The organism is Rhizobium sp. CB3060 (genome assembly GCF_025200735.1).
Classification (GTDB): Bacteria; Pseudomonadota; Alphaproteobacteria; order Rhizobiales; family Rhizobiaceae; genus Rhizobium.
This window is the reverse complement of sequence record NZ_CP104158.1, coordinates 3958772-3979458: the sequence shown is the minus strand read 5'-3', so window position 1 is coordinate 3979458 and position 20687 is coordinate 3958772. Positions and strand designations below refer to the sequence as shown.

The 20687-nt window shown below is 61.2% G+C and carries 17 protein-coding genes; 10 read left to right on the top strand and 7 right to left on the bottom strand.

The window, feature by feature from the left end:
- Positions 1-90: 90 nt before the first annotated feature.
- Complete coding sequence (locus N2601_RS19120) at positions 91-687, bottom strand: NAD(P)H-dependent oxidoreductase (RefSeq protein ID WP_104821714.1); 597 nt, start codon at positions 685-687, stop codon at positions 91-93.
- Positions 687-2303: an exodeoxyribonuclease VII large subunit gene (xseA, locus tag N2601_RS19115; protein WP_104821713.1), complete on the bottom strand. Its 1617-nt coding sequence runs from the start codon at positions 2301-2303 to the stop codon at positions 687-689. Before xseA ends, N2601_RS19120 begins: the two co-directional genes overlap by 1 nt.
- A gap of 137 nt (positions 2304-2440) precedes the next feature.
- Between xseA and N2601_RS19110 the strand changes: the two genes are divergently transcribed.
- Positions 2441-2668, top strand: a complete 228-nt coding sequence (locus N2601_RS19110) for a homogentisate export protein (RefSeq protein ID WP_104821712.1) — start codon at positions 2441-2443, stop codon at positions 2666-2668.
- 40 nt (positions 2669-2708) lie between these two features.
- On the opposite strand, the gene N2601_RS19105 is transcribed toward N2601_RS19110, so the two are convergent.
- Both N2601_RS19105 and N2601_RS19100 read right to left on the bottom strand, forming a co-directional pair.
- Entirely contained in the window at positions 2709-3263 is a 555-nt protein-coding gene (locus tag N2601_RS19105; protein ID WP_104824955.1) for an RES domain-containing protein, read from the bottom strand.
- 102 nt (positions 3264-3365) lie between these two features.
- Positions 3366-5201: a hypothetical protein gene (locus N2601_RS19100; RefSeq protein ID WP_104821711.1), complete on the bottom strand. Its 1836-nt coding sequence runs from the start codon at positions 5199-5201 to the stop codon at positions 3366-3368.
- Between the two features lie 238 nt (positions 5202-5439).
- Here N2601_RS19100 and N2601_RS19095 point away from each other — a divergent pair, with 238 nt between their 5' ends.
- Positions 5440-6453: a glycosyltransferase gene (locus N2601_RS19095; RefSeq protein WP_104821710.1), complete on the top strand. Its 1014-nt coding sequence runs from the start codon at positions 5440-5442 to the stop codon at positions 6451-6453.
- A complete protein-coding gene (locus N2601_RS19090; protein WP_104821709.1) occupies positions 6450-6836 on the top strand; it encodes a GtrA family protein in 387 nt (128 codons plus the stop codon). The genes N2601_RS19095 and N2601_RS19090 overlap by 4 nt, the downstream gene beginning before the upstream one ends.
- A 105-nt stretch (positions 6837-6941) precedes the next feature.
- Here the strand turns inward: N2601_RS19090 and N2601_RS19085 are convergent, their stop codons facing one another.
- Entirely contained in the window at positions 6942-7928 is a 987-nt protein-coding gene (locus tag N2601_RS19085) for a Gfo/Idh/MocA family protein (RefSeq protein ID WP_104821708.1), read from the bottom strand.
- A 315-nt stretch (positions 7929-8243) separates the two neighbouring features.
- Between N2601_RS19085 and N2601_RS19080 the strand changes: the two genes are divergently transcribed.
- The 4 genes from N2601_RS19080 to N2601_RS19065 all read left to right on the top strand — a co-directional run bounded on the left by N2601_RS19080 (position 8244) and on the right by N2601_RS19065 (position 11325).
- Positions 8244-8810: an isochorismatase family protein gene (locus N2601_RS19080; protein WP_104821707.1), complete on the top strand. Its 567-nt coding sequence runs from the start codon at positions 8244-8246 to the stop codon at positions 8808-8810.
- Positions 8807-9799, top strand: coding sequence for a GlxA family transcriptional regulator (locus N2601_RS19075; protein ID WP_260303286.1), 993 nt, complete (start codon positions 8807-8809; stop codon positions 9797-9799). Before N2601_RS19080 ends, N2601_RS19075 begins: the two co-directional genes overlap by 4 nt.
- 112 nt (positions 9800-9911) lie before the next feature.
- A complete protein-coding gene (locus N2601_RS19070; protein ID WP_104821705.1) occupies positions 9912-10862 on the top strand; it encodes an aldo/keto reductase in 951 nt (316 codons plus the stop codon).
- A 19-nt stretch (positions 10863-10881) separates the two neighbouring features.
- Positions 10882-11325 (top strand): GNAT family N-acetyltransferase, encoded by a 444-nt coding sequence (locus N2601_RS19065; protein ID WP_104821704.1) that lies wholly within the window; start codon positions 10882-10884, stop codon positions 11323-11325.
- Positions 11326-11375: 50 nt separating this feature from the next.
- Here the strand turns inward: N2601_RS19065 and N2601_RS19060 are convergent, their stop codons facing one another.
- On the bottom strand, positions 11376-11993 hold the full coding sequence (locus N2601_RS19060) for a hypothetical protein (RefSeq protein ID WP_104821703.1): 618 nt from the start codon (positions 11991-11993) through the stop codon (positions 11376-11378).
- Between the two features lie 169 nt (positions 11994-12162).
- Here N2601_RS19060 and N2601_RS19055 point away from each other — a divergent pair, with 169 nt between their 5' ends.
- Positions 12163-12657, top strand: coding sequence for a YciE/YciF ferroxidase family protein (locus N2601_RS19055; RefSeq protein WP_104821702.1), 495 nt, complete (start codon positions 12163-12165; stop codon positions 12655-12657).
- A 42-nt stretch (positions 12658-12699) separates the two neighbouring features.
- Here the strand turns inward: N2601_RS19055 and N2601_RS19050 are convergent, their stop codons facing one another.
- Entirely contained in the window at positions 12700-13593 is an 894-nt protein-coding gene (locus N2601_RS19050) for a LysR family transcriptional regulator (RefSeq protein WP_104821701.1), read from the bottom strand.
- 136 nt (positions 13594-13729) lie between these two features.
- On the opposite strand from N2601_RS19050, the gene N2601_RS19045 reads away from it, so the two are divergent.
- Positions 13730-14725, top strand: coding sequence for an aldo/keto reductase (locus tag N2601_RS19045; RefSeq protein WP_104821700.1), 996 nt, complete (start codon positions 13730-13732; stop codon positions 14723-14725).
- 450 nt (positions 14726-15175) lie between these two features.
- Positions 15176-20683, top strand: coding sequence for an alpha-2-macroglobulin family protein (locus N2601_RS19040; protein ID WP_104821699.1), 5508 nt, complete (start codon positions 15176-15178; stop codon positions 20681-20683).
- Positions 20684-20687 lie beyond the last annotated feature (4 nt).

The following is a 20687-nucleotide window of genomic DNA, read 5'->3' as shown; positions in this document are numbered from 1 at the left end:
CCTAAAAAAACATGGTGTTAGAATAACATACGTCGCCAAAACCGCATATCAGCCGAATTGATTGGTTGGATACCGGGAGGATTAGTTGGTTCAAAGCGAAAGGGCAGCCAGGGCATTCCTGACGCGTGCAAGATGGGCAAGACGCCCGGCTTCGCCGATCCGATCCATATCGTGCAGGGTCAACATACGGAAATCGAGCCGCTTTGAGCAGAAGGCGGCGATGCCACGTTTCAAAAGGCGGCGCACCGGATTGCCCATGTAGAGATGCACGATCCACCAGGGCGAACCAGTCGTCGTCAACGCCCAGAACAGGCGGATATTGCTCAATTGCGGCACAATGCGGCCGCCGGCAGCATCGTGGCGGAAAGCGACGCCGGGAGCGAAGACCCGATCGAAGAAGCCCTTGAGGATGGCCGGAAAATTGAACCACCACTGTGGAAAGACCAGCATCAGCCCCTCGGCCGCCTGCAGCCGGGCGACGATATTCTCGACGACGGAAGCGTCATAAGGCTCATCGAAATAACCGCGCCGCTCGACTTCGGAGAGGCGCGGGTCGAAATCCTCACGGTAGAGATCGAGCAGATCCACCTGATGCCCGCCGGCGACGAGAGTCTCCTCCGCAGTTTTCGCTACTGCAGCCGCAAAACTATCCCCAAGAGGATGGGCGAGCACGAGGAGGATGCGCATTAGAACAGGCTTCCCTGCTTCGGCGGATCGGCGGCATCAGCCGGTTTCGCGGCCCGCTTCTTCGGCGGCGGCGTGCCTTCCGGCGGCACCCCCGGCGATGCAGTGGCAGGGTTGTCGCCGGTGACGGCACCGATGCGGCCATCGGCAAATTCGATCGAGATCGCGGCGCCCGTGGCAAGCGCTGCTGCCAAAGAAACGGGCCGGTCGGTCGCGTCGCGCACGACGGCGTAGCCACGCTTCAGCACGTTCTTGTAGGAAAGCGATTGCAAAATCCGCTCCTGGGCCACCAACTCGCCACGCGCCCGCACGAGCTGATGGCGTATCGCGGTGTCGGCATGGCGGGAAAGATTGCCTAACAGATCGCGGGCGCGGCCGGTCTGCGCCGCCAGCCGCGACGGCAGCGTGGCGAAAACCGCATCGGCGCGGCCGATGCGGGCGCGGGCGCGATCGATCATCCGCTCGACGGTGCGCTCAGCGCGATTGATCCGCTCGCTCAGCATCTGCCTCCGCTCGGCGATACGATTCGACAGCACATCGGGCCGCAGATGCGCGGCGATGCGCTCGAAGGCGCGGCGCTTGTTGAGCGTGTTCATCTCCAGCCCACGGCCCAGCCCGGCGGCGGTCTCATCGAAGCGGCGGCGCGGCAGGGCCAGAAGCTGGTCGAGCGAGGGCAGCGCCCGAAGCAGGGCACGCACCGCCTGCCGACGCTGATCCATCTGCCTGCCCATACCGCCCTGCAGGCGGGCGGAAAGGCTTGCGAGCTGTGCCTCAAGTTCAGCCTTGACCGGCACGGCCATTTCCGCGGCTCCAGTCGGCGTCGGCGCCCGTACGTCGGCGGCATAGTCGATCAGCGTCCAGTCGGTCTCGTGACCGACGGCGGAGATCAATGGAATCTCGCTCGCCGCGGCAGCGCGGACGACCGCCTCGTCGTTGAAGCTCCAGAGATCCTCCAGGCTGCCGCCGCCACGGGCGACGATCAGCACGTCCGGGCGGGGAACGGCGCCCCCTGGTACAAATTCATTGAAGCCGCGGATCGCATTCGCCACCTCATCGCCGGACCCGTCACCTTGCACCTTCACCGGCCACACCAGAACATGCACGGGGAAACGATCGGAGATGCGGTGCAGGATGTCGCGGATGACCGCGCCGGTCGGCGAGGTGACGACACCGATGACCTTGGGCATGAAAGGAAGACGGCGCTTTCGATCCGCATCGAACAGGCCCTCGGCGCCGAGCTTGCGCTTGCGCTCCTCCAGCAGAGCCATCAGCGCACCAGCGCCTGCCGGCTCCAGCGTTTCGATGACGATCTGGTATTTCGAGGAGCCCGGGAAGGTCGTCACCTTGCCGGTGGCGATGACTTCCATTCCTTCCTCGGGGCGGAATTTCAGCTTGGAAAATGCGCCTTTCCAGATCACCGCGTCGATGCGGGCCCGGTCATCCTTCAGGGCAAAATAGGCGTGGCCGGAGGAATGCGGTCCGCGATAGCCGGAAATTTCGCCGCGCACACGCACCTGATCGAAGGCGCTCTCAACGGTGCGCTTGATCGATCCGGACAATTCCGAGACGGAATATTCCGCAAGATTCGTCGGCGAATCATTCTCAAAGAAGCTGCTCATACGGTCCTTTTATCGAAAGTCGCCGCAAATGCGGAGCCTATTCCTTCATCATGCGTTAACCCTATCAACAAAGCCTTTCTTAGCCATCCTCGTGCAATTCTGTGCAAACTTGTTTTTGGTAAAGAGGAGGTGGAGCGATGATATTCGTAACCGCCATGATCATCGGAATTGCGGCCGGCCTGCAGCGTTCGGCGATCGGTTCGATCCTGGGCGCGGCCTTGGTCAGCATCGCCTTCATGGCAGCCGTCGCCGCCTCCGTGGTTCCGCCGCCTCTGACGACATTGTTCGTTGCGCTCGGCGGTTACAACCTCGGCTTCATTGGTTATCTCATCACGCTCGACGTGCTGGAGCGTCGCCAGGCCTGATCCGGGCGCATGTGCGCAAAAGGGATTTACAAAGCTTTGGTTACAGACCCCACTTCGGGCCATCTTCCGACAAAGTAATATCAACCGGATCACCGCTCACCTCGACAGATGGACCGCCGAGCGCATTCCAGCGAAACAGATTGAGATGCCAGCCACCGGGGATCATTCTTGATCGATCGATGATGCCATCGGCACCCGCCGCTCTGGCAGCATCGGCGGTGCGCCAGGACGGCGGCTCCTCGCCGGCAGCCAGTGCGGGGCGCCAGGGGAAATTGGAGGCATTCCGATCAATGCCGAGCCGTTCACACGCCTGCTGATCATGCTGATCGAGCACAAATGCGTCGCCGACCAACAACGGCACAACAACACGCCTCCGCCCGTCTTCGCGCATATAACCTGAAATCGCCATGACCGCCCACTCGGGGGACCCACTCATATAAAGGGCAGGCTGACCGAGCCGATGATAGCGGCCCGCGCTCCTCTCGTCCGGAGGATCGAGGACATGGTCGAGGCGTTCGACAGGGACAGAACGAAAGAAGCGCCCACTCACCTTGCGCAGGATGTTCGACGGTTCAGCGCGCGATTGTTCTTCCATGAAGATCCGTTGGTCCGACATACTAGATAACGCAGGCTATCGGCGATTTGTGACAGAGTCGCATCGGCTGCAATAGTCAGCCCACCTGCGATACGGGCACCCTCAATCCTGCGGCTTGAACCGGAAGAACTGCACGTCCGACTTCGCCGCCACTGGGATCGGTTCGAGATAGGCGGGCACATGCCCCTGGCCGAGTTGGGCGTAGAGCCCTTCCGGCTTCAGCTTGGAAACTTCTTCCACTTGCGGGTCGCTGGGGCAGAAGGCAAGCAATGTTACATGGGCGCCGCGCAGGAAGGCTTCTGCCTCTTTCGGCTCCGCAAGGCCGATGTGCAGCTCGGTCAGCATACCACCCTGGTTGCGATGATAAGGAGCCGACAGCACGCGATGCGGCGTGAAGCGCAGCATGGGCGAGCCCATGTTGGACGGCGCGGCAACGACGCCGGGATCGAGACTAGCGATCGGCGCCAGCGCGTCCTTTGAGGCGCATTCTCCCTTCTCTTCCGCATTGGCGACTGGAGCGGAGAAACTGTTTGCGATCCCGTTGTTGGCAAGCGCGCCGCCGACGGCCCAGACGGCGGGTACCGAAAGCAGCGTGGCGGCAACATAAAAGAAGGCCGCGCCCATATCTTCCGTGTCAGCGACGGAGATGCGACGAAGCTCGGCAAGCAGCAGCGCGAGCGGCGGAATGGCGAGCAGATTGGAAAACTCGGCTCCGCGCACCTGCACCAGCGCGATGATCCAATTGACGGCCACCATCGCCAAAAGGACGGCATGCAAGCGGGCACGCTCGCCGCGCATCATGCGGAAGATGCAGACCACGATCGCCATGAGGCCGGTGGCATAGAACGCGCCGAGCGAATCCGGCTGATGATGGGACAGGGTCAGGATCGACTGCGCCTCGGTGACGCTGTTCAACCAAAGTTGCACCAGCATCGGATCGAGATCGGCGAGCGGATTGCGCAGGCATTGGGGCGCGATCGCCAATGTCGTCGCGAAGACAACGGCGCCATTGGCCGCCAACACCGCCAGACGCCAGGGACGCGACAGGCGGCTGGCAAACAGCGCGGACAATAACAGGCCGGCGCCGCCGATGCTGATGATGCTATAGAAGCCGAGCGAGAGATTGTCGCATGTGACGTTGGAATAGAGATGCGGCGGCACCAGCGCGAAGAAAGCGGCGCTGACGGCGATCGTCAGCGTCAAGGCGAAGGCGCGGGCGGCGGGCGCGAAAATCTCGCCATCCCACGCCCAGAGCCCGGCAACAGCCATGCAGGCGACCGCGACGAACGGCGTGGTCTCCGCACCGATGCCGAGGGCGATGGCAAGGGCGATGGCCGCGATGACGAAATTACGCGGCCTACAGGTTTCGTCGGCCAGCATGGCGGCCGTGAGCGCGACAAGCCCGAGCTGCACATTGTCATGGTCGATGGAGCCCGGCTTGAAACGGCTCGACACCAGGATGAAGAGCGCCGTCAGACCGAGCGAGAAATGCATGCCTTCCGTGCTGGCGATGCGGCGTCCGGCTAGGCCCATGGAGAACATCAGCGGCAGCACGAGCAGCAGCGGCCAAACCGTAAGCGCTGCCGCCTCCGCGTTTTCCGGCGCAAGGAACAGTCGAAAGAAGGCAATCAGGCCAGCGATCGGCAGGTCGATGAAGCGCGACCAATGCATGAGCGTGCCGCCATCGAGGCCAAGGCGGTATTGCACCATGTCGAACCAGCCTTGGCCACCGAGAAAATCGCGTACTTCGACCAGGCGCATGATGTCGTCATTGTCGGGGCCGACATAGTCCGTGGCGTGACGATTGAGGATCAACAGCGCGGCGATGATGACGGCGCTGTAGATCAGCGAGACGAGCCATGGCTGCGACCAGCGCGAAGACGTCTTCTGCGTTACCGCCAGTGCCGATCCACGCGATAATCCCACCGCCTGCACCATTTCGAACCTCGTGTTTGAAGGACATGCAAGGGCGCCATGCTAACGGCTGCCGATCAAGAAAGGGTAAAGCAGGCCCACGCCGCAGCCGATATCACGATAATGTTCCCGCAGAGATCACAACCTGCCATTTTTCATCCTCAGCCATAGGGTCTTATTAACGCGCAGCGGGATAAGTTCTCATTCGAATTATCCGTCGGGGCCTCAAGTGAAAGTCATGCGTAGGAATTGGCCAGAGACCATGTGGAATGAGAACCTGAATATCGCCGTTCTCCTGCCCTGCTACAACGAGGCCGCAACCATCGGCCAGGTCGTACGCGGCTTTCGCGAGGCGCTGCCGAATGCCGGCATTTACGTCTACGACAACAACTCCACCGATGGCACAGCGCTGCATGCCATGCTTGCGGGCGCGACCGTCGTACGCGAGCGGCGTCAGGGCAAAGGCCATGTGGTGCGCCGCATGTTTGCTGATATCGACGCAGACATCTACCTCATGGCCGATGGCGACGGCACCTATGCGCCTGATGATGCCGAGGAATTGATCCGCACACTTCTGACCGAAGGCTCGGACATGGTGGTGGGCACACGCCGCGGCGTACATGACGATGCCGGCCGACAGGGCCATGCCTTCGGCAACCGGATCTTCAACTGGCTTTACCGCACGATCTTCGGCGCCGATTTCACGGATATCTTCTCCGGCTACCGCGCTTTCTCCCGGCGCTTCGTCAAGAGCTTCCCGGCTGTCTCCGGCGGTTTCGAGATCGAGACGGAAATGTCGGTGCATGCTTCCCGGCTGAAGCTGCCCGTCAGCGAATTGGAACTCGATTACGGTCGTCGGCCGGAGGGTTCGCATTCCAAGCTTTCGACCTTCCGCGACGGCTGGAAGATCCTCTGGATGTTCGCGATGCTGATGAAGGAAACGCGGCCCTTCGCCTTCTTCGGCATTTTGGGCGCCATGTTCATGGAAGCGAGTATCGGCTTCATGATCCCGGTCTTTGTCGAATATTTCGAAACCGGCATGGTCGCCCGCATGCCCACCTGGGTACTGTCGATGGCGTTGATGATGATTTCCTTCATGCTGTTCACAGCCGGACTGATCCTCGATTCCGTCGCTCGCGCCCGCGCCGAACAGCTTCGCATCCACTATATGAGCTTGGCCAAACCGCCATCGCGGCAGATTGGCGATGAGCAAACGCTCTATATGGCCGAACACGAAAAGCCGGCGAGCCGGAGGAAAAAGGCCAAGGCTGCATGAAGAAGCTCCTTCGCTTCCTGATCGCCGGCGGCATCGGCTTCGTGGTCGATGCGGGCGTGCTGCATCTGCTGCTCTGGTTCACGCCGTTCGGCCCCTTCGTCGGCCGAGCAATCTCGATCCCGAGCGCGCTGCTCGCCACCTGGTTTCTCAACCGCAATTTCACCTTTGGCCGTTCCAACCGCTCGCTCGCGGCCGAAGGCTTCCGCTATGGTTCGGTCGGCCTGACCTCGGCATTGCTGAACTATGCCCTGTTCAGCTCGCTGCTCGTTTCCGCGCCCACCCTTAAGCCGATTATCGCGCTGATCCTGGCCTCGGCGGCGGCGACTGCGTTCAGCTTCTTCGGCTATTCACGCTTCGTCTTCCGCCACCGTCAAAATCCCTAGAGGACGATGACTTTCCTTCGAATCGTCATCATGCTCTAGCTCTTTGATTTTGCATGATCTTATCCAAAAACCGCTGCGCACTTTTTGGGATCATGCTCCACCAGTTCAGACCGGCTCCCAGCCATCCTTCTCGCTGGCGCGATAAATGGCGTCGATGACCTTCTGATTGAGCTTCGAGCTTTCGAGCGTCACGACTTCCGCACCCTTGCCCATTGCGGCCGAGGCAAAGGCTTCCGCCTCGCGCTTGTACTGACGACTATCGGGGAAGCGGAAGATCTGCGATTCCGAATGGCCGCGATTGGTCAGCTCCAGCTCTTCGGCGCCATAGCGGTCGGCATTGAAGGGAGACTTCACCTCGATGAAACCGTCCGTGCCGTGGAAAACCATGACTTGGCGGGCAGCCATCTGCGTCGAGATATAGAAGGTCATCTCGAAATCGCCGAAATCGGCTTTGACGCTGGAATAGATGTCCGTGCCGAATTCCGGATCGCGCTCGGTGACCGCCTGGATGCGCAGGGGTTCGCGACCAGTAACGAAGCGGGTGCTGATCGTCGGATAGACGCCGATATCGGGCAAGCCGCCGCCGCCGAGTTCCGGGATGTTGCGCATATTGCCGGCATCGCGGTTGAAATAGGTGAAGGCGCCCTGGATGTGCCGCAGCCGGCCAATGGCGCCGGCTTGCAGCAGCGAGCGGACTTTCTGCCAGACCGGCGTATAAGTAACCATATAGGCTTCCGTCACCAGCACCTTGTTGCGGTCGCGGGCAGCGATCAGGCTGTCGATCTCGTTGGCCTTCAGCGCAATCGGCTTTTCGCAGAGCACATGCTTGCCGGCATCGGCCGCCTTGATCGTCCATTCGACATGCTGCGAAGTCGGCAGCGGAATATAGACGGCATCGATCGTGTCCGAGGCGAGCATTTCCTCGTAGGAGCCGAAAGCATGCGGGACGGAGAAGCGATCCGCCATGTCGCGAGCGCGCCCCAGATCACGGCTGGCGATTGCCGTCACCACGCAATTTTCCGCATCCTGAATAGCCGGCACGACGAGTTCGCGGCCGATCTTGGCGGTCGACAAAATTCCGAAACGCAGCATGATTTTCCTCCTGGAGCACGATCCCGAAGCAAACAACCGCAGGGCGGCAAGCGCTGAGCGGCTTTCGAACAGGACCTTATGAAATTGATGGGTGGAACGAAACGATGGGTCGTCTCGCTCGCGACGAAACCGGGACCAACTCTATTCGGCACTTATCCAAGGCGCAATGGCATGGAGCAGCGTCAAGCCGAAAACTCGTTGCGCTGCTGGATGTCTCTATGGCCGGATTTGTCCTCATTTTGTCCGGCTTTTGGCTTTTGAGGCTATCAAGGCGGGTCTAGCTTCGGTTATCCTTCAAACACAGGAGATACGAAAATGTCCCATGCCGACACCGCCTTGCTGGTCATCGATGTTCAGGAGTCCTTTCGTCAGCGCCCATACTGGCAAACCGATGATCTGCCGGATTTCGTCGACCGGCTACAGGCACTGATCGACGGAGCCAAAGCCCGCGGCATTCCGGTGGTCCAGATTTTCCATGTCGATGGCGACGAGCATTTCAGCCTGGCGAGCGGATATGTCCGCAAGCTCGAGGAGATTGCGCTGGAGGCCGACGCCGTATTCCACAAAACCCGCCATTCCGCGCTCGTGGGTTCCAGTCTCGACGTCTGGCTGGTGGAAAATGGCATCCGCAAACTGATCGTTTCCGGCATCCGCACCGAACAATGCTGCGAAACAACGACGCGCCACGCCTCGGACCTCGGCTACGATGTCGACTATGTCACCGAGGCGACGCTGACTTTCCCGATGACGCACGCGTCCGGCACGGTGTTCAGCGCCGATGATATCAAGAAGCGGACCGAGCTGGTGCTATCAGGTCGATTTGCCCGCATCGCCACCGTGGACGATGCGCTTGCCGCCGCGACCACCAGGAGCGCTGCATGAACCAAACCGGCCGACACCTCCGGACCATTCCCGTTTATGTCGTACTGCCACCCTATACGCTGCTGATGGATGTCGCCGGGCCGGTGGAGGTTCTGCGCCGCGCCAATATCGAACAGGAGGATATCCTGTTCGATTACCGTTTCATTGCTGCCCGGCCGACCCAGACCACTTCGATCGGTCTGACGCTTGCCGACCTGCTGCCGCTGCCCGATCGTGTTCCCGATGGTGCACTGGTTATCGTCTCCGGCAGCGTCACGCCGCCGGCTGATGCCGGCGACATCGATGAAGAGAATAGGCTCCTCGCCACCTGGCTAAGGACGGTAATCCGTCCGGGCGTCACCCTCATCACCATCTGCTCTGGGGCCGTACTTGCTGCTCGCGCCGGGCTGCTCGAAGGCTATGCCTGCACGACGCATGCGGCGTGCATCGAGGAAGTTCAGCACCATGCCCCGACTGCGCGGGTTCTCGACAACCGGCTCTACGTCGAGGACCGTGAGCGCTATTCCAGCGCCGGCATCTCCACCGGCACGGACCTGATGCTGCACATCGTCTCGAAACTCACCTCGCCGGTGACAGCGTTGACCATCGCCCGATACATGGTCGTCTACATGCGCCGCACCGGCGCCGACCCGCAGCTTTCGCCCTGGCTCAGCGGCCGCAACCATGTGCATCCCGCCATTCACCGCGTTCAGGATGCGATCATGGCCGATCCCGCCCATGGCTGGTCGCTCGCGGAGCTCGCCGGTATCGGCGCGATGAGCGCGCGGCATATTTCCCGCCTGTTTCAGGAGCATGCCGGGCTGTCGGTAACCGCCTATGTCAATCTGATGCGCGTCACGCTCGCCCGCGATGTGCTCGCTAACTCGCGGCTGGATATGGAGCGCGTGGCGGAAAAATCCGGTTTCGCCTCGCCGCGGCATATGCGGCGCGTCTGGTCGAAGTATAATGAGCTGCCGCCCAGCCACTACCGACGATCGGCGGCCGAATAAAATAATCGTTAGTGGCATTTCCAATGGTAGAACGATAGCTTGCCGCGACGTCCCCTCCCCTTCCGGCCTTTTCCCCACGCCGGTTTTTGCTCAAGTGATTTGGAGAGCCATTATGGAAATGCGTAAGCTTGGACGAACTGATCTTTTCACCGCGCCGATCGTCTTAGGCGGCAATGTCTTCGGCTGGACGGCCGATGAGAGGACCTCCTACGCTCTGCTCGACGCCTTCTTCGACGCCGGCTTCAACACAATCGATACAGCCGACGTCTATTCAAGCTGGGTTCCGGGCAACAAGGGCGGCGATTCCGAGGAGATCATCGGCAAGTGGCTGAAGCAGGGCCGTGTCGCCCGCGACAAGGCCATTATCATCACCAAGGTCGGCTCGGAAATGGGTCCCGGCAAGAAAGGGCTGAAGGCGGACTACATCCTGCAGGCGGTCGAGGATTCGCTGAAGCGCCTACAGACCGACTATATCGACCTCTACCTCTCGCACTGGCCGGACCCGGAAACCCCGCATGAGGAGACGCTCGGCGCCTATGCCAAGCTGAAGGAACAGGGCAAGATTCGCCATGCCGGCTGCTCCAACCTCAATGCCGAGCAGTTGCAGGCCTCCTTCGACGCCGCGGCCAAGGCTGGCCTGCCGCGCTACGACGTGCTGCAGCCGGAATATAATCTCTATGCGCGCGACAGCTTCGAAGGTCCGCTCGCGGACCTCTGCGTCAAGGAAGAAATCGGCGTCATCACCTATTTCAGCCTCGCGGCCGGCTTCCTCACCGGCAAATACCGCAGCAAGGCCGATACCGAAGGCCGGGCGCGCGAAAACCGCGTCGCGACTTATCTCAACGACAAGGGTTTCCGCATTCTCGCCGCTCTTGATACAGTCGCGGCGGAAACCAAATCCACGCCGGCCGATGTCGCGCTCGCCTGGCTGCTGCGCAAACGGGGTGTTACCGCGCCGATCGCCAGCGCCACCAGTCTCAGCCAGCTCGACGCGCTGATCAATTCGGCAAAGCTTTCGCTTTCCGACGAAGCGATGAGGCTGCTCGACAAAGCCGGCGAATAACGTAGGCAGGGACAAAACGATGACCGTGGTGATCCGCGATGCCAAGCCAGAAGACGAAAGCCGCTGGCGCGAGCTCTGGGCCGACTATCTCGCTTTCTATGGCGTCGGCATCGCGCCGGATATTACCGACAAGACATGGCGCCGGGTCTTCGATCCGGCGTCCGCCATATTCATGCGCGTCGCCGAAGTCGATGGCGAGGTGAAGGGTTTCACGCTCTGCCTGACGCATGAGGGCACCTGGGTGCGTACGCCGGATTGCTATCTGGAAGACCTGTTCGTCGATGAAAGCGCACGTGGCCGGGGTGTCGGCCGGGCGTTGATGGACGACCTCGTCGCCCTCTGCCAAAAGAACGACTGGGCGCGGCTCTATTGGCATACGGAAGAGAGCAACGCGACGGCCCGCAAGCTCTACGACAGCTATGTCGAGAGCGACGGACACATTCGTTACCGCATCAGTTTTTAGGGCATGATCCCAAAAAGTGTGAAGCGGTTTTTGGATAAGATCATGCCCAGTCAAATAACCGGTTTCGGAAATCCTTCGTAGAGGGCCGAATGATCGCCTTGCCAATTTGCCATGCCGGGCTTGGTCAGCATGCCGCGCGGCGGGGCATAGCTCTGGATCGTCCGTTGCGGCCGCTCGTGCCATTGGATGTTGAAGGCCCATAATTTCGGGAAGAAGCAGAGCGAAGCGTAGGGCAGGTGATCGTGGATCCACCAGGCAAGCTTCTGCCAATCTCCCTCTTCGCGGCAATTGTCGATCAGCCACGGCACGACGATACAGACTGCCGCGCCCATGCAACCATCAAGATCGCGCATATCCCAAATATGATGCGTGGCGGTGTGGGCATTGGTCGAGCAATTGAAGCCGTTCCTGTTGCCGAAGGCATTGACCTCGGGCGCGCGGTAGCCTGAACGGATATGCAGTCGTCCGAAGGTCGCCTGCAGCGGCTCCAGCAGCTCCTCGCAAAGCCGGCTGCCGGTCTCGATTGCCAGATCAGGATCATCGGGGATATTCGGAATGCGATGGAAATCGGCGATCTCCGAGTGCAGGAAATCACGCAGGAAGAAATTCTTCGACAGCCGGACGCGGCCGAGCTCCTCCAGCCCCTTCATCGATCCCGGCTTCTTCATCGTCTCGAACCTCTCTCCGCCCGCGTGACTGGTACAGACACCTTATCTCACGCCGCCACCCCGAATTTGTCAGCAGCGGGAACAATTGGGATTGCACTGGCTTCTGTAGGGGTCGCCGTCGAGCGGCATCCCAGAAAAATCAGGCTCTGACAACACGGAGAGAGAGATAATGGCCAAGGACAAGACGTTGGAAGATCTGTTCTACGATACACTGAAGGACATCTATTATGCCGAGCGGCAAATCGTTCGGGCACTGCCCAAGATGGCTCGCGCAGCGCAATCGCCGGATCTCAAGGCCGGCTTCGAAAAGCATCTGCAGGAAACCGAAGGACATGTGGAACGCCTGCAGCAGGTGTTCGAACTGATCGGCAAACGCGCGCAAGGCAAGACTTGCGAAGCCATTCAAGGAATCATCGCCGAAGGCGAAGAGATCATCGACGAATTCAAGGGAACGCCCGCTCTCGATGCCGGGCTGATTTCCGCCGCGCAGGCCGTCGAGCATTATGAGATTGCCCGCTACGGCACGCTGCGCACCTGGGCGAACACACTCGGCCAGCAGCAGGTGGTCAAGCTGCTCGACCAGACGCTGCAGGAAGAGGGAAATACCGACAAGATCCTCTCGAAGCTGGCGATGACCGCTGCCAATCAGAAAGCCGCAGCGTGATTGCCTCGTGGCAAGAGCGGCGGGGCCTGCCCCGCTGCTCTCCTATTGCCCGGTATATTTGAAGAAATCGATGAAGGCCCTGAGTGCCGGGCGCATCTGACGGCGGCTGGAATAATAGATGCAGAAGCCGGGATAGGGTGCACACCAGTCCTCCAGCACGCGGATGAGCTTGCCCTCGGCCAGTTCCTGCTGCACGCGGATGTCAAACAGATAGGCGAGGCCGGCGCCATTGATCGCCGCCAGAACCGCAAGCCGGTCCTCGATCACGATCAAAGGCCCGTCGATGGCGACGATCAACTCACGACCGTCCTTCTCGAACTCCCAGCGATAGAGAGAGCCATCGGTAAATCGTCGCTTGATGCAGCGGTGATGGACGAGATCGCGCGGATGCAAAGGCTTCGGATTCTTCTCGAAATAGGCCGGGGAGCCGGCGATGACGGTGCGGATATCCGGCGAGACCTTCACCGCGATCATATCCCCTTCGATGCTCTCCTCCAGGCGAATGCCGGCATCGAAGCCTTCCTTGACGATATCGCTGAAGCCATCCTCATTGGCGATTTCCAGCGTGATATCGGGATAGGTGTTCAGGAAATCGCCGAGCCGCGGGGCGAGCAGCAGGTCGGTCGCAAAACGCGGCGCGGTGATGCGAAGGTTGCCGGCCGGACGCCCGCGGGCGGCAAGCGTATCCTCCAAGGCAATATCGATCTGCTCCAGTGCCGGCGCCAGGCGTTCCAACAACAGCTTACCCTCCTCCGTCGGCGACACACTTCGGGTGGTGCGGGCAAGCAGCCGCACGCCGAGGCTTTCCTCCAGGCTGGAGATCGCATGGCTGACGGCGGAGGGCGCAATCGATAATTCCTTGCCGGCGGAACGGAAGCTGCGATGGGCAGCAACGGCGGCGAGGACCGCCAACTGAGAGAGCTGGGTTCTGTTCATTGATCTAAATAATAGAACAGCCTATTTGGATTTGCATGCATTTTCATTCGTTATCGCCAGGCATAGTTTCTCGCTTGTCACGCGGCAGGCAATCATTGTCGTCGCGGCTCGGAATTAAGCTCAAAAGGATACGACTATGAAAACCCGCAAACTCGGCAAGGAACTTTCTGTCTCCGCCGTCGGTCTCGGCTGCATGGGCATGAGCTTCGCCTATGGCGCTACGGATGATAACGAGTCAGTCAAAACGCTGCATCGTGCCGTCGACCTCGGCGTAACCTTTTTCGATACCGCCGAGACCTACGGCCCCTTCACCAATGAGGTGCTGGTCGGCCGTGCGCTGAAGCCCGTCAGGGATCGCGTCGTCATCGCGACGAAGTTCGGCTTCAAGCTCGATCTGGAAAAATCCGGTCCGGCAGCGATGGTCGGCGTCGACAGCCGGCCGGAACATGTGAAAGAGGTGGCCGAAGCCTCGCTGAAACGCCTCGACACGGATGTCATCGACCTCTTCTACCAGCACCGCGTCGATCCGAATGTTCCGATCGAAGATACCGTCGGCGCCATGGCGGAGCTGGTGAAGGAGGGCAAAGTGCGGGCGCTCGGGCTTTCCGAAGCCAGCGCCGCCACCATTCGCCGCGCCCATGCCGTGCATCCGATTGCCGCCGTGCAGAGTGAATATTCGCTGTGGAGCCGCGATCCGGAGGAAGAGGTCCTTGCCGCCTGCCGTGAACTCGGCATCGGCTTCGTGCCCTATAGCCCGCTTGGCCGCGGCTTCCTGACCGGCGCGATCCGCAATGCGGACGAACTGGCAGCCGATGACTTCCGCCGCAATCTGCCGCGTTTCCAGGCCGAGAATTTCGACGCCAACGCCGCACTCGTCGCCAAGCTCGAAGCCCTCGCCAAGGACAAGGGCGTCACGGCGGCACAGCTCGCACTTGCCTGGGTGCTGCACCAGGGCGACGACATCGTGCCAATCCCCGGCGCCCGCAAGCTGAACCATCTGGAGCAGAATGCCGCCGCTGCCGACATCACGCTCTCGGCCGGCGAACTTCAGGAATTGAGCGATGTCATGCCGCTCGAGCTGGTAGCTGGCAAGCGCTATTCGGATGCCTCGCTGGCGATGACGAACCGGTAGGGATCGTCAGCCATTCTCACGCAACATCGGCACCGGCGCCCCCTCGCCGGTGCCGATGAACAGGTGACACATCTATTCGATGACGAACTGAACGCGATCCTCAGCAGCCATCGTCATGAGGATGAAACAGACGCTCTGTAAAGGTCTGTACTGCGAAACAAGGTATCGACCTTCTACAAAATAAGCTTTTGATTTTTCTCTGCTTATCCGTGCCGAATGACATCTTCGCACGCGCAGTCCATTGCGAACTGGATGATTGGCATTCCCATCGAGCGTTCTGTCGAAAGCCTTGAAAAGCGTAGACTAAAGTACCAATTTTTGATCGAAGGCTTCACATCAAATAGATCGTTATGGTCGAAATCCCGCTTTTAGATCTCGACGCTCGGTTGACAAATTAGCCCGAAGTTTGAAGAGTGCGGCCAATCGAAACGGACAGCGTTGGGGGGACTTATGTCTAAGCGCGCGTTTATCGGACTTTCCGCTTTTCTTCTCGCCACCTTCGCTGCCTTGACGCCGGCGAGCGCCGCCGATACGAAGCGCCAGGTGGTCACCACACAGGATGGGGACTATTTCGGCTTCGATCTGCGCACCGAACAGAATGTCACGCTGGACCAGTGCTCGACATCCTGCATCGGCGACAAATCCTGCAAGGCCTTCACCTATAATCCCAAGGTGAAATGGTGCTTCCTGAAGTCCGATTTCAACCAGCTCAACAGTTTCCCCGGCGCTGTCGCCGGCAAGATCGTCGAAACGGCTGCCGCCAACGAGCCGGATATCGGCGCCGCACCCGCCCTCCCCTTCCTTTCCGACAATTTCGTACAGAGCGCGCGCGATGCGAAGAGCAGGCTCACGCTCGCCAATGAGTTGAAGGGACAAGGCGTCGAAAGCCTGACGGCGCTCGGCCGCATCGAGCTGACCTCCGGCAACGTCAACAATGCCTTGAACGCCTTCCAGGGCGCGCTGTCGCTTGCGCCTGACAATGGCGCGCTCTGGGTCGAGATGGCACGGGCCGCCAACACGATAACGAACGATACAACCGTCGCCACCCAGGCGGCTTACGCTGCTCTCAACGGCTATCAGCTTTCCCGCACGACGCGCAGCCGCGCCGACGCACTCGCCGTGCTCGCTACCTCGCTGCAGAATGCACAGAATTATCGCCAGGCGCTCAGCGCCTATAAGGCAAGCCTCGCTCTGGCCGGCTCCCCGACGATCCAGGCCGCCTATGACGATCTCAAAGCCCGGCAGGGCTTCCGTGTCACCGGCAACACGCTGGACAACGACAACGCCTCGCCCCGCGCCTGCCTGCAATTCTCCGAAAAACTGGTGAAGAGCGGCGTCGACTACACGCCCTTCGTGACCGTCAACGGCGCCGCCCCCAAGGGCGTCGACGCCAAGGACAACCAGATCTGCGTCGAAGGCCTCGAATTCGGCCAGCACTACAAGATTTCGCTGCGCCGCGGCCTGCCCTCCTCTGTCGATGAGAACCTTGCCGCCCAGGTGGACATCGATGTCTATGTCAAGGACCGCACCGCCTCGATCCGCTTCACCGGCGACAATTTCGTGCTGCCGTCGACGGCGCGTCGCGGCATTCCCTTGGTTTCGGTCAACACCACCACGGCCAATCTGAAGCTCTACCGCATCGGCGACCGCAACATTGCCCAGTTGCTCAGCAATTCGCAGTTCCTGACGCAGATGGACAGCTATAGCGCCCAGACCATCCAGGACACCAGCGGCGAACTGGTCTGGCAGGGTTCAATCGATATCCAGCAGGACCTCAACAAGGACGTCGTCACAAGTTTCCCGGTCGACGAGGCGCTGCCCAAGCGCAAGCCGGGCGTCTATGTCCTGACCGCCGTCACACCGAACGGCGGCCAGGAGTGGGATCCGCAGGCTACGCAATGGTTCGTCGTCTCCGACATCGGTGTCACGACCTATGCCGGCACCGACGGCTTGAACGTCTTCACCCGCTCGCTTGGCAGCGCCAAGCCGATCGCTGGCGTCGAACTGCAACTGCTCGCCAAGAACAATGAAATCCTTGGCACTGCGAAGACCGATGCGAACGGCCGCGCCACCTTCAGCGCCGGCCTGATGCGCGGCACGGCAGGCATGACCCCGGCCGTCATCACGGCGCAGAACGGCGACCAGGATTACGTCTTCCTTGACATGACCCGTGCGGGCTTCGATCTCTCCGACCGCGGCGTCACCGGCCGCACGGCACCGGGCGCGATCGATCTGCTCACCTGGACCGAACGCGGCATCTACCGCGCCGGCGAGACGGTGCATGCCTCCGCTCTTGCCCGCGACGTCAGCTCGATGGCGGTCGAGAACCTGCCGCTCACCTTCGTCTTCCTGCGCCCCGACGGCGTCGAGGACCGCCGCATCGTCACCGACGGCGGCAAGCTCGGCGGCTACAATGTCGACCTGCCGCTACAGCAGACCTCGATGCGCGGCACCTGGACAATGAACATCTATACCGACCCGAAGGGCACCTCCATCGGCTCACAGACCTTCCTCGTCGACGATTTCGTGCCGGATCGCATCGAATTCGACATGAAGAGCGACGCGAAGGCGATCGAAGTCGGCCAACCCACACCGGTCAATATCGAAGGGCGCTACCTCTACGGCGCGCCGGCCGCGGGTTTAAGCCTCGAAGGCGAAGTGACGCTGAAGCCGACCCGCGAGAGCGCCGACTATAAGGGCTATGAATTCGGCCTCGCCGACGAGGGCGCCGGGCAGGACAACAGCGATAGCGACAGCAGCAGCGACAACAAGGCCGAAAGCTCGCAAATGCCGCTGGAAGACCTGCAGGCGCTGGACGAAGACGGCAAGACGACCTTCGACGTCACCATAGCCGACACGCCTTCGACCACGCAGCTCCTCAATGCCAACATCACCGTGCGCATGCAGGAGGCCGGCGGCCGGGCCGTCGAGCGCTCCCTGACGCTGCCGGTCAAGGCGGATGGGCCGCGGATCGGCATCAAGCCGGAATTCGACGGCGATCTCGGCGAAAATTCCATCGGCAACTTCCATGTCATCGCCGTCGACCAGAACGGCCAGAAGCAGGCCATGCAGGGCCTGACCTGGAAGCTGCTCAGTGTCGAACGCGACTACCAATGGTATCGCGACGGCAGTAGCTGGAAATACGAGCCCGTGATGTCGACCAAGCAGGTCGCCACCGGCACGGTCAACGCCACAACGGACGGCGCTAGAATCTCGGTGCCGGTGACCTGGGGCCGCTACCGGCTGGAAGTAGAGACGGCCGATCCGAACGGGCCGGAATCCAGCGTCCAATTCAACGCCGGCTGGTATGTCGCTTCCGCCTCGACGCAAACGCCGGACGCACTGGAAATTGCGCTCGACAAGGACAGCTACCATGTCGGCGATACTGCCAAGCTGAAGGTGACCTCGCGTTACGCCGGCCAGTTGATGGTGACGGCCGGGTCCGAAACGCTGATCTCGGTGACCAATGCCGATATCGGCGCCACCGGCGGCGAAGTCGACATCCCCGTCACCGCCGATTGGGGCGCCGGCACCTATGTAACCGCCACCCTCTTCCGCCCCGGCGATGCCCAGGAAAGCCGCATGCCAATGCGCGCAATCGGCATCAAATGGGCGATCGTCGATCCCGGCGAACGCAAGCTGCAGGTCAAGCTCGATGCGCCACAGAAGACCCTGCCCCGTCAGCCGCTGACTATCGGCGTGCAGGTGGCGGGCGCGGGCGCCAACGAGGATGCCTATGTCACGGTTGCCGCCGTCGATGTCGGCATTCTCAACCTCACGCGCTACCAGCCGCCAGCCCCGGACGAATGGTATTACGGCCAGCGCCAGCTCGGCCTCGAAATCCGCGACCTCTACGGCCGCCTGATCGACGGCTCGCTCGGCGCCACCGGGCGGTTGCGCACCGGTGGCGATGGCGGACAGGCGGCCTTGCAGGCCAGCCCGCCGACGGAAAAGCTGATCGCCTTCTTCTCCGGCCCGATCAAGCTCGATGCCAGTGGCAAGGCCAATGTCAGCTTCGACATTCCGCAGTTCAACGGCACGGCACGCCTGATGGCCGTCGCCTGGTCGAAGGCCGGGATCGGCCATGCGACGCAGGATGTGATCATCCGCGACCCCGTCGTCGTCACCGCTAGCCTGCCGAAATTCCTCGCTCCGGGGGATAAGGCCAATCTCCGGCTCGATATCGCCAATACTGACGCGCCCGCCGGCGACTACAGGCTGGCAGTGACGGGCAACTCGGCCGTGACCGTGGATGCAAGCGCTGCGCAGCAGACGATCAACCTACAGACCGGCGGTAAATACAACATCACGCTGCCGCTGACCGGCGGACAGCCCGGCGACGGTACGGTTTCGATCAAGCTGTCGAATGCTTCCGGCATGTCGCTCGATCAATCGGTCGATATTCCAGTTCGCCCGGCGCAGCTACCAGTCACCGAACGGCGCGTCATCGCGCTTGCCCCCGGCAAGAGCCTGACAGTCAATGCCGACCTTTTGGCCGATAGCGTGCTGCCGGGCGCTTCCGTCAGCCTCAATGTCAGCCGCTCCAGCGCCTTCGACGTGCCCGCTTTGCTGATGAGCCTCAGCCGCTATCCTTATGGCTGCGCCGAGCAGACAGCCAGCAGCGCGATGCCGCTGCTCTATTTCAGCGATATGGCGATCAAGAACGGTCTTGCCGACGACGCTGAAATCCACAAGCGCGTTCAGGACGCAATCTATCGCGAAATGTCCTATCAGTCGTCGACGGGCAGCTTCGGCCTCTGGGCTCCGGGCTCCGGCGATCTCTGGCTCGACGCCTATGTCACAGACTTCCTGACCCGCGCCCGCGAGCAGAAATACACCGTGCCGGATCAGGCCATGGTGCAAGCACTGGAAAACCTGCAGAACTCCTTGAGCATCAACACCAACGTCAAGGACCAGGGCAACGAGATCGCCTATGCGCTCTACGTGCTCGCCCGCAACAAGAAGGCTTCGATCAGCGATCTGCGCTACTACGCCGACGCCATGCTGAACGACTTCCCGACGCCACTCTCCAAGGCACATCTGGCGGCCGCTCTCGCGCTCTATGGCGATGCCCAGCGCTCACGCAACATCTTCGTCGATGCGCTGCAGATGTCGCAAAAGGCGGCGGTGACCAAGGTCAGCTTCGCTCGTTCCGACTACGGTTCGTCGCTGCGCGACGGCGCGGCCGTGCTGGCACTTGCTGCCGAAAGCCGCCCTGTGCCCCCGATCATTCCAGATCTGGCGTCGGTCGTTGCCAAGGAATGGCAGACCAAGACCTATACCAGCACCCAGGAACAAACCTGGATGCTGCTCGCTGCCCGCGCCCTGCAGAACGGCGATGACGGCCTGACGCTGGATGTCAACGGCGCTGCCCATAGCGGCGCTTACATGGCCCAAATGACCGGCGACGCCCTGATGGGACATCCGCTGACCGTCACCAACACCACACGCCAGCCCTTATCGGCCGCGGTGACTACGGTCGCCGCTCCGGTCGCACCACTGCCGGCCGGCGGCAACGGCTTCAAGATCGAGCGCAAGTACTACACGCTCGATGGCGAGGAGGCTAATGTCAGCCAAGCGCAGCAGAACGAGCGTTACGTCGTGGTGCTGCATGTTACCGAGGACAATGACTGGCCGCAGCGCCTTCTCGTAACCGATCTCCTGCCCGCCGGCTTCGAGATCGACAATCCGAGCATCGTCAACAGCGCCCAGCTTTCGAACTTCGACTGGCTCAGCGATATCCAGCCGGCCCATGTCGAATTCCGCAACGACCGCTTCGTCGCCGCTTTCGACCAGAGCACCGGCGCCGATCGTGATCTGACCTTCGCCTATGTCGTCCGTGCCGTTACCCCCGGCACCTACGATCATCCGGCCGCGAGCGTCGAGGACATGTATCGTCCGCAATTCTCGGCCCGCACGGCGATGGGCCGCATGGAGGTGCTGGCAGCACAGCAGTAAGAGC

Bases quoted from the DNA above. Each gene is read 5' to 3' on its own strand.
- N2601_RS19120 (WP_104821714.1), bottom strand. From the start codon at position 687: ATGCGCATCCTCCTCGTGCTCGCCCATCCTCTTGGGGATAGTTTTGCG.
- xseA (WP_104821713.1), bottom strand. From the start codon at position 2,303: ATGAGCAGCTTCTTTGAGAATGATTCGCCGACGAATCTTGCGGAATAT.
- N2601_RS19110 (WP_104821712.1), top strand. From the start codon at position 2,441: ATGATATTCGTAACCGCCATGATCATCGGAATTGCGGCCGGCCTGCAG.
- N2601_RS19105 (WP_104824955.1), bottom strand. From the start codon at position 3,263: ATGGAAGAACAATCGCGCGCTGAACCGTCGAACATCCTGCGCAAGGTG.
- N2601_RS19100 (WP_104821711.1), bottom strand. From the start codon at position 5,201: ATGGTGCAGGCGGTGGGATTATCGCGTGGATCGGCACTGGCGGTAACG.
- N2601_RS19095 (WP_104821710.1), top strand. From the start codon at position 5,440: ATGTGGAATGAGAACCTGAATATCGCCGTTCTCCTGCCCTGCTACAAC.
- N2601_RS19090 (WP_104821709.1), top strand. From the start codon at position 6,450: ATGAAGAAGCTCCTTCGCTTCCTGATCGCCGGCGGCATCGGCTTCGTG.
- N2601_RS19085 (WP_104821708.1), bottom strand. From the start codon at position 7,928: ATGCTGCGTTTCGGAATTTTGTCGACCGCCAAGATCGGCCGCGAACTC.
- N2601_RS19080 (WP_104821707.1), top strand. From the start codon at position 8,244: ATGTCCCATGCCGACACCGCCTTGCTGGTCATCGATGTTCAGGAGTCC.
- N2601_RS19075 (WP_260303286.1), top strand. From the start codon at position 8,807: ATGAACCAAACCGGCCGACACCTCCGGACCATTCCCGTTTATGTCGTA.
- N2601_RS19070 (WP_104821705.1), top strand. From the start codon at position 9,912: ATGGAAATGCGTAAGCTTGGACGAACTGATCTTTTCACCGCGCCGATC.
- N2601_RS19065 (WP_104821704.1), top strand. From the start codon at position 10,882: ATGACCGTGGTGATCCGCGATGCCAAGCCAGAAGACGAAAGCCGCTGG.
- N2601_RS19060 (WP_104821703.1), bottom strand. From the start codon at position 11,993: ATGAAGAAGCCGGGATCGATGAAGGGGCTGGAGGAGCTCGGCCGCGTC.
- N2601_RS19055 (WP_104821702.1), top strand. From the start codon at position 12,163: ATGGCCAAGGACAAGACGTTGGAAGATCTGTTCTACGATACACTGAAG.
- N2601_RS19050 (WP_104821701.1), bottom strand. From the start codon at position 13,593: ATGAACAGAACCCAGCTCTCTCAGTTGGCGGTCCTCGCCGCCGTTGCT.
- N2601_RS19045 (WP_104821700.1), top strand. From the start codon at position 13,730: ATGAAAACCCGCAAACTCGGCAAGGAACTTTCTGTCTCCGCCGTCGGT.
- N2601_RS19040 (WP_104821699.1), top strand. From the start codon at position 15,176: ATGTCTAAGCGCGCGTTTATCGGACTTTCCGCTTTTCTTCTCGCCACC.